Here is a 510-nt window from a genome sequence, read left to right as displayed (position 1 = left end):
ATTTTAGGACCATTGACCAATCCTGCTGGCGTCCCTAATCTTGTCATTGGGGTCTTTACTGATAAACTTTGTGAACCTCTAGCCAATGTGATGAAAAACCTTGATGCCAATCACGTCATGGTCGTCGGTGCCCAAGATGGTCTTGACGAGATTAGCTTAGCAACCTCGACCACCGTGGCCGAGTTAAAAGATGGTGAGGTGAGCGTCCATGAGATTGTGCCTGAAGATGCGGGTATTGAATCCCAGACCTTGATTGGTCTTAACGTTGACTCCCCCGCTGATAGTCTGGCGCTAATCCGTGATGCGCTATCTGGTACGGATACTAGCAATCACCGAATATTAAAAGCACGTGATATGATTGCACTGAACGCGGGCGCGGCTATCTATGTCGCAGGGCTAGCCAGCAACTATGCTAATGGTGTCAGCCGCGCACAAACCGTCATTCAAAATGGCATGGCATTGACTAAGCTTGAGGAGCTAGCCACTTTTACCCAGTCCCTTGGATAAAAT

At 48.6% G+C, this 510-nt stretch carries 1 pseudogene; it reads left to right on the top strand.

Annotation, left to right across the window (positions count from 1 at the left end):
• A pseudogene (gene trpD, locus FHK88_RS14050) lies at positions 1 to 507 on the top strand (anthranilate phosphoribosyltransferase); the annotation flags it as partial.
• Positions 508 to 510: the final 3 nt, after the last annotated feature.

It is taken from the genome of Psychrobacter sp. I-STPA6b (genome assembly GCF_020662265.1).
Classification (GTDB): Bacteria; Pseudomonadota; Gammaproteobacteria; order Pseudomonadales; family Moraxellaceae; genus Psychrobacter.
This window is presented reverse-complemented; position numbering and strand designations above follow the sequence as displayed.